At 48.5% G+C, this 11,432-nt stretch carries 8 protein-coding genes; 7 read left to right on the top strand and 1 reads right to left on the bottom strand.

Going from position 1 to position 11,432, the window contains the following annotated elements; translation table 11 throughout:
• The first annotated feature begins 12 nt into the window (after positions 1-12).
• The 6 genes from ACEVG1_RS17080 to ACEVG1_RS17055 all read left to right on the top strand — a co-directional run bounded on the left by ACEVG1_RS17080 (position 13) and on the right by ACEVG1_RS17055 (position 9,218).
• Positions 13-1,848 (top strand): RagB/SusD family nutrient uptake outer membrane protein, encoded by a 1,836-nt coding sequence (locus ACEVG1_RS17080; protein ID WP_374744937.1) that lies wholly within the window; start codon positions 13-15, stop codon positions 1,846-1,848.
• 64 nt (positions 1,849-1,912) lie between these two features.
• Positions 1,913-2,707: an endonuclease/exonuclease/phosphatase family protein gene (locus ACEVG1_RS17075; protein WP_374744936.1), complete on the top strand. Its 795-nt coding sequence runs from the start codon at positions 1,913-1,915 to the stop codon at positions 2,705-2,707.
• A 116-nt stretch (positions 2,708-2,823) separates the two neighbouring features.
• Positions 2,824-3,582: a glycoside hydrolase family 16 protein gene (locus ACEVG1_RS17070; RefSeq protein ID WP_374744935.1), complete on the top strand. Its 759-nt coding sequence runs from the start codon at positions 2,824-2,826 to the stop codon at positions 3,580-3,582.
• On the top strand, positions 3,579-5,822 hold the full coding sequence (locus tag ACEVG1_RS17065) for an alpha-L-fucosidase (RefSeq protein WP_374744934.1): 2,244 nt from the start codon (positions 3,579-3,581) through the stop codon (positions 5,820-5,822). The genes ACEVG1_RS17070 and ACEVG1_RS17065 overlap by 4 nt, the downstream gene beginning before the upstream one ends.
• 17 nt (positions 5,823-5,839) lie before the next feature.
• The gene (locus ACEVG1_RS17060) at positions 5,840-7,360 is read left to right on the top strand and encodes a sulfatase (RefSeq protein ID WP_374744933.1); all 1,521 of its coding nucleotides are present in this window, start codon (positions 5,840-5,842) and stop codon (positions 7,358-7,360) included.
• Between the two features lie 4 nt (positions 7,361-7,364).
• Positions 7,365-9,218: an endonuclease/exonuclease/phosphatase family protein gene (locus ACEVG1_RS17055; RefSeq protein ID WP_374744932.1), complete on the top strand. Its 1,854-nt coding sequence runs from the start codon at positions 7,365-7,367 to the stop codon at positions 9,216-9,218.
• 53 nt (positions 9,219-9,271) lie between these two features.
• On the opposite strand, the gene ACEVG1_RS17050 is transcribed toward ACEVG1_RS17055, so the two are convergent.
• Entirely contained in the window at positions 9,272-10,459 is a 1,188-nt protein-coding gene (locus ACEVG1_RS17050) for an alginate lyase family protein (RefSeq protein ID WP_374744931.1), read from the bottom strand.
• A 303-nt stretch (positions 10,460-10,762) separates the two neighbouring features.
• Between ACEVG1_RS17050 and ACEVG1_RS17045 the strand changes: the two genes are divergently transcribed.
• Entirely contained in the window at positions 10,763-11,416 is a 654-nt protein-coding gene (locus ACEVG1_RS17045) for a YitT family protein (protein ID WP_374744930.1), read from the top strand.
• The last annotated feature ends 16 nt before the right edge of the window (positions 11,417-11,432 follow it).

Raw genomic sequence — 11,432 nt, 5'->3', positions numbered from 1 at the left:
AACTTGACGAAAATGAAAACCATAAGAAACTTAATAGCCCTATTGACTTTGTTTTCGCTAGCGGTATCCTGTAAGGATGATTTTCTGGAAAGAAGCCCGCTCGACCAGATAAGCGATGCGAATTTTTGGAAAACGCCCAACGATCTGAAACTGTATACCAATAGTCTGTATGACCGTACCGACCTATTGACGAGGGAAGACGGATGGGGCTCTATAGGACCCTACGGTTGGGATGCCGACGATGGGAGTGACACCGAAGTGCGGTACCTGTACAATACCCGTATGAATGGTGAAAAGACCATCAGTGCCGATGGCGATGGGTGGGGTACGGGCGATTGGGCAGCCCTGCGCAGCATCAATTATTTTTTAGACAACTATAAGGTCGTAGAAGAGCTGACATCGTTCGATGCCGTAAAACAATACGTAGGCGAAGCGTTGTTTTTCCGGTCCGTATTTTATTTCAGCAAGCTGCGACGGTATGGAGATCTCCCTTGGGCGGCCACTACCGTAACGATGGATTCGGAACTACTATATGCAGGGCGTTTGCCGCGAAACGAGGTGGTTAGTAATATCATGGTCGATCTGGATAACGCTGTCGAATATCTGCCAAGTGGCGCCGGGGGTTGGACAGGGCGCTTGACCAAAGAGACCGCCATGGCCTTGCAGGCAAGGATTGCACTTTATGAAGGCACGTGGGAAAAATACCATGCCGGCACCCCCTTTGCACCTGCGACCAACGAGAGCCAAAAATTCCTTGAAAAGGCCGCTGCGGTAGCCGGAGAGCTTATCGCCATGTCTGAATCGTCCGGTTATCCGGCATTGGATAATGTAGGCGAGGAATTTGGCTACAGGGATCTGTTCAATCAAGAAAATTATGCAGGCAGTAAAGAAGTCCTCTTTTGGAGGAAATACGAAGCGGGTGCCATCAACTCGATATGGGACCGCTACTCCGCAAACGGATCGGGAAGGGGAGCAACCAAGAACTTGGTCGACTCCTACCTGAAACTCGATGGTACTCCGGTTGCACCCAATTATGACGACGCAACACTGCTTAAAGTGGCTGCGGACCGCGACCCCCGTTTAACACAGACCATCCAAATCAACGATATGGAGCATTACCGGTGGCAACAAGCCAGCCCGTCGGTGTATTTTATCGCGCCGGCTTTCGATGGTTGGGACTCGGAAGAATCCTGCCCAACGGGCTACCAAATTTACAAAGGCCACAACTTCCGGTATGCCGATGCCCGTGCTGCGGGCCAAGGCCTACAGGCGTTGATCTATTTCCGCTTCGGCGAAGTATTGCTTATCTATGCCGAGGCCAAAGCAGAGCTTGGCAATATGACGCAGGCCGACTTGGATAAAAGTATCAATAAGTTGCGGGAGCGCGCCGGAGGCGGTATGGCCGACTTGGCTGCGAACGTACCGATTGACCCTAATTTCGAGTTCGCCAACTTATCGCCTATCATCCAAGCCGTTCGTCGCGAACGCAAAGTGGAATTGGCCTGCGAGGGTTTCCGGGTGGATGATATCATGCGATGGGCGGCGGCAGATGAGCTGATTGTAGGGAAAATACCGCTTGGAGCCAAGAAGGCACAGTTTGTAAACTTTAATTTTTCAGACTATTTGCCCGAGGCACAACCGGACCTCTCCCGCCAGAATACATTTGCTGAACGGGTTGCGCAGCTTGAAGTGGATGCCGATGGATATATCAAAATCTTTAAAAACACCTTAAATGGGGGTACACAGGGGTTTAAATTCGATGTCAATAGGGATTATCTATACCCGATACCGACCAATCAATTGACGCTGAATCCGCAGCTAGGGCAAAACCCGGGATGGGTCAATTAATGAGGAAAAGGAGGATGCCGCATCACGGCATCCTCCCGTTTCTGTCCATAGCTATTTATATGTTATGAAAAAAGCGATTTTACGCAGTTTTTTGATGTCGTTATTGACGCTGCTTCTGGCCGGCAAAGGGAAGGCTTTAGATTCCATTATCAATGACCACATTCGCGTGATGAGTTATAATATCCACTACGGAATCGGAATGGACGGGATATACAGCTTGGATAATATTGCCGCGGTGATTAAGAAGGCCAACCCGGATTTGGTTGGGTTGCAGGAGATTGGAGATTCGTTAATGGCGGCCGAGCTCGGAAGGTTAACAGGGATGAATGTCGTTTTTGGCCCATCTTTAGGTAAGATGGACGGATATGGTGACGCCATACTTAGTAAATATCCATTTAAGTGGGTAGGAAATGAATCGATACCTAGCGCGAGTTCTAGTCGCTATCAAGCTATGGCGATAGACATTGATTTTTCAGGCAAATCATCAAAGCTTGGCATGGTTCGATTCATCAATACGCATTTTGATTGGCTGTCTACGATTGGGTCTGAATACGCCAGGTTGGCGGCTGTTGATGTTATCGAACAAGCTTTTCTCCAAAATCTCACTATTCCAGCCATTTTAACGGGCGATTTGAACGCTATACCGGATAGTGATGTGCTTAAAAAGCTTGGAAGCGTTGGATGGGTGAATTACCAACATGGCGGTCCATACAAAACCATCAATTCGATGGAACCTGAACGTCAAATTGATTATGTCCTTTATCGAAGGAACCACCAATGGAAAGTGAAAAATGCATTCGTAATGTACGGAGAAGAGAGTTCCGATCACTTACCTATTGTTTTAGATTTATTGCCGTAAATTTGGTTCACGCGTTATAGAGGAACTGACGATATCTTTAAACCGCCTTTCGTATGTATACCAAACTACCTTTGAGGATTTTATTTTTCATGTTCGTGCTTTTGAGCTCCTGTTCAATGACTTCTAAGCTTCCCCGGAAGCACCTGATATGGGAAGAGCGTTTCGATGGGCAGACAACGTTCTCCCCGCGCTACTGGACAAAGATACCTCGAGGCACATCAGACTGGAACAACTACATGAGCGATTATGATTCCTGTTATGCCTGGCGCGACGGAAAATTGGTACTCAAAGGATTGGTAAACCATAGCCTACCCAACGACACAGCCCGTTTCCTGACCGGCGGGGTCTATACAAAAGACAAGGTGAGTTTTGGTTTTGGGCGATGGGAAATAAGGGCTAAACTCAACGGTGCCAGAGGGGCTTGGCCGGCCTTCTGGCTGCTTCCACAGGATGGTAAATGGCCGGACGGCGGCGAAATCGATATCATGGAACGTTTAAATCATGATTCCATTGCGTACCAAACCGTACATACGCATTATACGTATCGTTTAAATATCAAAGATCCAAAGCCAGGTGCTACAGGGAAAATAGCCCCCGATGATTTCAATACCTATGCCGTTGAGTTGTATCCCGACAGTCTCGTATACTACATCAACGATGAAAAAACCTTTTCCTATCCACGCATTGAAACAGACAAAGAAGGGCAATTCCCATTCGGTAACCACACCTATTACCTACTCCTTGACATGCAGCTAGGTGGATCTTGGGTGGGCCCTGTTCACCCCAAAGAGCTGCCCGTGGAAATGGAAATCGACTGGGTACGTTTCTATGAGCTTGGTAAAAGGAAAAAAAATAGGATCTTGAATAAGATATGATGATAAAACAAAAGAGAAACTTCCTTATCGGATGCTTCAACATGGCATTCCTGTTTTGCGTTCACGCACAAAATAACACCATGCTGCCCCAGAACACCATCCGGATTGATGAAGGGGATAGCAAAGAGACCATTATCGAAAAAGCCGCGCATGTGGTGCCTTCCATAAACCAGCTAAGTGCCTTACGGAACGAGTTTATTGCGTTCATCCATTTTGGTCCAAATACGTTTACACGGATGGAATGGGGCAACGGGATGGAAGACCCCAGCGTTTTCGACCTCAAGGAGTTGGATACCGACCAATGGTGCCGCACACTGAAAGCTGCCGGAATGAAAATGGTTATCCTTACGGTAAAACACCACGACGGTTTTGTGCTGTGGCAAAGCCGTTACACCAACCATGGTATCATGTCTACCGATTTCAGGGATGGCCAGGGCGATGTCTTAAGAGACCTATCGGCATCCTGCCAACGATACGGGTTGAAGCTCGGTGTCTATCTATCGCCCGCAGATTTATACCAGATCGAAAACCCGGAAGGTCTGTATGGCAACTTGAGCAATTATACGAAAAGGGTCATTCCGCGCGACGTACCCGGAAGTCCCTTTGCCAATAAAACGACTTTTGAATTTGAGGTAGACGATTACAACGAGTATTTCCTGAATCAATTATTTGAACTCCTTACGGAATATGGGCCTATCCATGAGGTCTGGTTTGATGGCGCTCATCCTAAGACAAAGGGAGGGCAGCGATATAATTATGCAGCATGGAAAGCGTTGATCAGAACGTTAGCACCTGAGGCGGTGATATTTGGGAAAGAGGATGTCAGATGGTGTGGAAATGAAGCCGGCGGGACCCGTGATACAGAGTGGAACGTCATCCCTTATCAAGATGACCCATCAAACATGAATAATTTCCCGGATTTGACAAAAGAGGATTTAGGAAGCCGCGATAAATTATGGGAGGCCAACTATTTACATTATCAACAAGCTGAAACCAATACGTCGATACGTGAGGGATGGTTCTACAGGGACGACACGTACCAAAAGGTGAGAAGTGCGGACGATGTGTTCGATATTTACGAGCGGTCCGTAGGAGGCAATTCTACGTTCTTACTGAATATCCCACCCAACAGGGATGGAAGGTTTTCTGCAGCAGATGTAAGGACACTGCATGAAGTAGGGGCACGGATAGAAGCGACTTACGGGCAAAATCTATTGAAAGGCGCGAAGGGCCCTAAAGAAACACTTGATGGGGAGCCAGAAACCTACACGCTACTAAAAGAGGGGCAAAATGAACTCGTTTTCTCGACAGCGAAACCGATCAATATCAATCGATTTGTCATCCAAGAAGCTATTCGAGTACACGGTGAACGTATTGAAATTCATGCACTTGATGTTTGGTCAAATGGCGGATGGAAAGAAATTGCCAGCGCAACAAACGTAGGTTATAAACGTATTCTTCGTTTCCCCGACGTATCATCCGATCGCTTTAGACTACGTATCCTGAGTAGCAGAGCGAGGCCGGCTATTGGTACGGTAAGTGCCCACTACGCGCCGACCCGACCTCCCCAGTTGGCCTTTCGAAGAAATGTGGATGGAATGGTGTCCATCGAGCCTTTGAAGGATGGATTTAGCTGGAAGCCTCACGGAGAAGACATTTTGGAAAACCTACATGTAAATTATCAAATCCATTATACGTTAGACGGAAGTGAAGTCAACGCGCAATCACCTATTTATGACAAGCCGATGGTTGTCAAAACGGGCAACGTAAGGGCCGTAGCTATATCCGGAGATCACGTGGGGGCCGAAGCAAACGAGGTTTTCGGTATTATAAAAAAGGATTGGAAGATTTTGGCAGCAAGTAGTGCCATTGGAAGTCATGGAGCGGCGATGGCCATCGATGCAGTACCGGAAAGTTTTTGGCAGTCTGACGAAACGGGCCCCGTACAATTTATAGCGATGGATTTGGGAGAGTCCTATGCGCTTTCATCCTTTTCATATACGCCCCAGCATAAAACAGATAAAGGGATGATGGAAAAAGGAGTGATAAAGATCAGTGAGGATGGCAAGCGGTGGAGAACGATGGCATCGTTTGAATTCGGAAATTTAATTAACGACCCAACTACGCGGACGCATCGTTTCAAGGAAAAGTTCATCACGCGGTATATACGTGTTGAATCTACCGTGATAGCGGGTGGAGGCAACTCCTTGTCTATCGCTGAACTTGATTTTTTTGAATGACGGATCATGTTTCTGGTATGAAAAGCATCGTTTTTGCATTGGTATTAAGTTTTATTGTGGTAGGGGCGCAAGGCCAGGAAAAGCCTAATATCATTGTGTTTTTAGTGGATGATATGGGGTGGCAGGATACTTCCGTTCCTTTTTGGACCGAACGTACGCCATTGAATGAAATGTACGCTACCCCGAATATGGAGCGATTGGCTAACGCGGGCATGAAGTTTACGCAGGCGTATGCAAGTAGTGTTTGTTCGCCAACACGCGTAAGCCTGATGAGCGGAATGAATGCAGCAAGGCATCGGGTAACGAACTGGACGTTGCAACGGAATCAAAGCGTAGATGCCGCGGATACGGTGTTAAATTACCCGAAATGGAATATCAATGGGTTACAGCCCGGGAGCGATATCGAATTTTCTGTTCAAGCGACCACATTGCCCATGTTACTGCAAGGCGCAGGCTACCATACCATTCATGTGGGCAAAGCACATTTCGGTGCCATGGGAACACCTGCTGAAAACCCCTTAAACATAGGGTTTGATGTGAATATTGCCGGGCATGCGGCCGGCGGACCGGGAAGTTATCTCGGTACTGAAAATTTTGGCAATAACGCGGATGGGAGTTATAAGGCGCCATGGGGCGTCCCCGGCCTTTCGGCTTTTCACGGCGAGGATATATTCCTTACAGAAGCGCTAACCCAAAAAGCAATAGGGTGTATGGACGATGCGATAATGCTGGATAAGCCATTTTTTTTATACATGGCACACTATGCGGTGCATGTTCCTTTTTACGGAGACGATCGGTTTATACAGCCGTATTTGGATCGGGGGCTTACCAAAAAAGAAGCACAATATGCCTCAATGGTTGAAGGCATGGATAAAAGCCTGGGTGATATCATGGACTTTTTAGATCGGAACAAAATAGCTGAAAATACCATCGTCTTTTTTCTTTCGGATAACGGTGGTTTTGCGATAGACGATCGGGGGCGAAAAGAGGCAATTCATCAATGGAACGCACCATTGAAAAGCGGTAAAGGCTCGGCATATGAGGGCGGGATTCGCATACCCATGATAGTAAAATGGCCAAATAATATCCACGGAAATAGTAATTCAGCCCTTCCCGTACTCATCGAAGATGTATTTCCCACCGTGCTGGATATAGCAGGCATAACGGATTGCAAAACCATACAACCGATAGATGGGCTATCATTCAAGGACGTGTTGCTCGATAATAATAGAGCAGACAGAAAGATGCCGTTGGTTTGGCACTTCCCGAATAGCTGGGGGCCGACAGGCCCCGGAATAGGGGCTACAAGTACCATCCGCGAGGATGATTGGAAGCTTATTTATTGGCATAAGGATGGGAAAAAGGAGCTGTATAATGTAGTTAAAGATATCGGTGAAAATAACGACCTTGCTCCATCAGAGACTGGCAGGGTTGATAAACTATCGAAAAAGCTGGGAAGGTATCTCAAGGCTGTAAAGGCCCAAATGCCTACCTTTAAAGAAAATGGAAAACCCAGTCCCTATCCCGATGAAATTTAGTGTTATGAAGAGAACCATCGTACTGTTTTGCGGATTTATCTTTTTTGTATCGTCATTCGCAGGCGAACTGCCGGTGCAGGAGGAAAACTCCATCAGGCTGATGTCGTATAACGTTCGCAACGCGAGGGGAATGGACAACATCACCGACTATCAACGGATAGCGGATGTGATCAATGGGGCCAAGCCGGATATCATTGCCATCCAGGAGCTAGACAGCGTAACAAACAGGAGTGCCGGGGTTGATGTCCTTGATGTGCTTTCCAGAAATACGCTGATGTTCCCCACTTATGCGGCTTCGATCGATTTCGACGGCGGAAAGTACGGGATAGGGGTGCTTTCCAAGGAAAAACCATTAAGCGTACGGCGGATGGGGCTGCCCGGACGTGAAGAGGCGCGAATGCTCCTTATCGTCGAACTTGAAACCTATTATTTTGGTTGCACACATTTTTCCCTGAACGCCGAAGATCGCCTGAAAGCGGTTGAAATCATCAAACGGGAAGCGGAGAAGCTGGATAAGCCATTTTTTCTGGCCGGAGACATGAACGCAACGCCAGACTCGCCGGAACAGGAAGCGATGGCGGAATCCTTTACCGCGCTGACCTCGCCCAAGGAAAACACCTATCCGGCAACCGATCCCAATACCTGTATCGACTATATCTATGGCTATAAGGGTGCGGAAAACTGGTCGAGATTGACGAATAGGGGAGTGATTGCAGAAGAAGTCGCATCGGACCACCGCCCGCTTTATGCCGAGATCCGGTTGCATGCTGCGAAGGGTAACATTTTCCGTACCAAGCCCTACCTGCAAAACCCTACCGAAAATGGGATGACCATCTCGTGGCTTACCAACGTGCCGGTACACAGCTGGGTGGAATATGGCACCGATGGTAATTTGGACCAAACACTCCAGCTTTATGTGGATGGGCAAATGCTTTGCAACAACTACCACCATAAGTTCCGGCTGGAAAATCTCGAGCCGGGCAAAACGTACAGTTACCGGGTATGCTCCCGGGAGATTGCCGTTTATGAGGCGTACCGTAAAGCGTTTGGGGACACGGCTATTTCTGAGACATATACCTTTAGGTTGCCTTCAGCGGATGACACCGATTTTACGGCCATTGTTTTCAACGACCTGCATCAGCGCCGGGAGCTTGTGGACATGTTCTCGGAACTGATCAAGGATGTTGATTATGATTTTGTCATCTTAAACGGAGATGTGATCGACGATCCGAGGGATGAAGCACAGGCTGTCGCGTCCATGTCGTATATGAATGAGCATTTCGGCGCTGAAACGGTTCCGGTTTTCTACATGCGTGGCAACCACGAAATCCGGAACGCCTATTCCATCGGGCTCCGCGACCTGTTGGATTACGTGGGCGACAAAACCTATGGCGCATTCAATTGGGGCGATACCCGGATTGTGATGCTTGACTGTGGCGAGGATAAAGACGATGGACACTGGGTATATTACGGGTTGAACGATTTCACGGGCCTACGGAAAGACCAGGCTGGTTTCTTGCAGGGTGAACTGGGTAGTGATGCGTTCAAAAACGCGGAAAAGAGGGTGTTGGTGCACCATATTCCCATCTATGGCCAGCGCGAAGGGAGTTACAACCCGAGCTTGGAAGAATGGGGGGATATCCTCAAAGATGCCCCGTTTGATGTTGCGCTGAACGGCCATACCCATCGGTTCGCCTACCACCCGAAGCATACCGCCGGCAACAATTTCCCGGTAGTAGTGGGAGGGGGGAACAACCCGCAAAGCGCTACGATGATGGTGCTTGAGAAAACGGGGGAAAAGATGACGCTTCGAGTGCTTGATGTAAAGGGCGAGGAAAAGCTCCGGTTGGATATGTAAATCCATCCCCGACCATCAACAAGGATAAGCCGATTTGCAAAATTTCCGTCAGTTCAATTTATCCAAATGAGGGGGTGCCGTATCGGTAAATTCCGCACCACTTCGCCCATTTCGGGGCGATGGTCAAGACGGCTCCACGTTTCAAACCACTCATCCATGCCGAAGGCACGTGCCCCAAAGAATAGAAAAGGCTGCGCCACGGGCCAGTTATCCCAATACATTACGTCCTTTGGAAAAGGCCATGTACCTTTGTTGCGAACGTATGGGAATAAGTAGCGAATCCCCTTCTCCATGGATTTGCCATCGGGGGTGGTGTATTGCCACAGATTGTCTTCTTCTGATGAAAGTATCTGGCAAATCATGGCCATGGCATCCAGGTTGAACAGCGAATAGCCATAGGGTTTGGTCCTGTTTATTTCGCGGGGGAAGCTGCCGTCGGCCGCCATTTGATCGGGTAGCAATACCTGCTTGAACCTTTCCTTGCAGAATGACAACCGGTTTTCGTCGTTGGTGAGCGCGGCAAAGGCAGCTACTTGCATCACAAAACAGGTGCCGTGGTTATTTTTGGCATTCATCTCCGCCTCACCATACGGATGGGTCATCAACCAATCTAAATAGGCTGCAAACCACGCTTTGAGGAGTTCCAATTCATTGGGCTCGATGTGCGCCTGCATGACCCGGATTCCCTGGGCCACCTCCATCAGGTGTATGGTATCGATGATCCCGATACCGCGTCCGGTAAATTGGCCTTTGATGGCCTGCGCATACAGCAACGACGGGTTCATGCGGGTTTCAGCATCGATAAACCATGTTTTCAGGTGTGGAATCGCAGCGCGGACATACTTCTGATTTCCGGTTAGCTTATAGGCGGATGCCAATGTACCGATAATTTCGCTGAAGCGGATCAATGCCAGGCGGTGTTCCACGAAATTGTCCGGGTTGCTGAGGCCGTCGCGCTGGATATAGGGACCATCCGGGTCCTGGGGGTTTGGCCACCAGTAGTCGCCTTCCGAATGAAAATCATGCAGGCCACCGGCGCTTCTCGATGCCCGGTAGGCCGTAATGGTAATCGGCGTTTCCCGTAAGGCACGCTTGGCTTCCCGCAAGGTTTGCCTTTTAAGTATTTGGGCGGCATGCTTCACGTAAGCATCCGTTGGCCCGTCGGCGTGGTTCCGCTGCTTGGCGTAAACTGCGCTACCCAGTATTAAGCAGAGCGCAATGCTATAAATCGTCGTTCTCATCTAGTTGGTCATTGCAATCAATGTAACAAGCACTACAAAGTTGAAAAGAACGGTTGAAAAACAGGGGTATTTTTTGACTAAAAGCGGGGTAAAAAATGATCTTTATCCGAAAGGGGAGCGTACGTAGCGTATGTTGTCAAAATAGAAACAATACATGTCAAAGATTTTTGGGAATTGCGGCGCTTGCTGTCTGCTACGGTAAGGCGTACGCCATAGCGTCCCTCCAAAAAAAGTCGATTGGTAGAATTGTAGGCCGAGCGCATGGATGCTACTGGGCAACTTATAAGTATCTTTGCGCCGTATATGGGAACCGTTATCAAGAACGATAGCCTGAGAAATTGGCTGATTCGCTACAGTTTTTATTTTTCAGGGTTGGTGTGTTTCGCATTGGGGGTTGCCATTTCCGTAAAAATGCAGCACTTGGGCGTACATCCCTGGGATGTGCTGAATATTGCCCTTTTTGAGCGCTTCGGGCTCTCTATAGGCATATGGACGGTTATCATCGGTTTTATGTTGATAACGGTATCGCTTTTCGTCGGTCGAAAGTATGTCAACCTCGGGACCTTTCTGAATGCCCTACTCATCGGCCCCATCATGGATTTCTTCCTTTGGTTGGATGTGTTGCCAACCGCCAGCTTTGCCTGGACTGATTACGTGTGGTTGTTGGTAGGGATCGTCATCGTAGGCATTGGCGGCGGCCTGTACGTATCGGGCGGAATAGGTGCCGGGCCCCGTGATGGCTTTATGCTTTCCATGGCAGAGCGTACGGGCCTTTCCGTCAGCAAGGCGCGCATTGTCGTTGAGTGCTCCGTGTTGCTCGTGGGTTACGTGCTGGGAGGGCCGGTGTTCCTTGTTACCTTTCTTTATACGTTTATCATGAGCCCCATTTTTCAGCTTTCACTGAAAGTGTTTACCAGGCTTAAGGACGAGCTGTGCCACTCTTTCCCAGGTCGTTAAGAGAAGCTCCTGTTCG

Source organism: Parapedobacter sp. 2B3 (genome assembly GCF_041925275.1).
Taxonomy (GTDB): Bacteria; Bacteroidota; Bacteroidia; order Sphingobacteriales; family Sphingobacteriaceae; genus Parapedobacter; species Parapedobacter pyrenivorans_A.
This window is presented reverse-complemented; position numbering and strand designations above follow the sequence as displayed.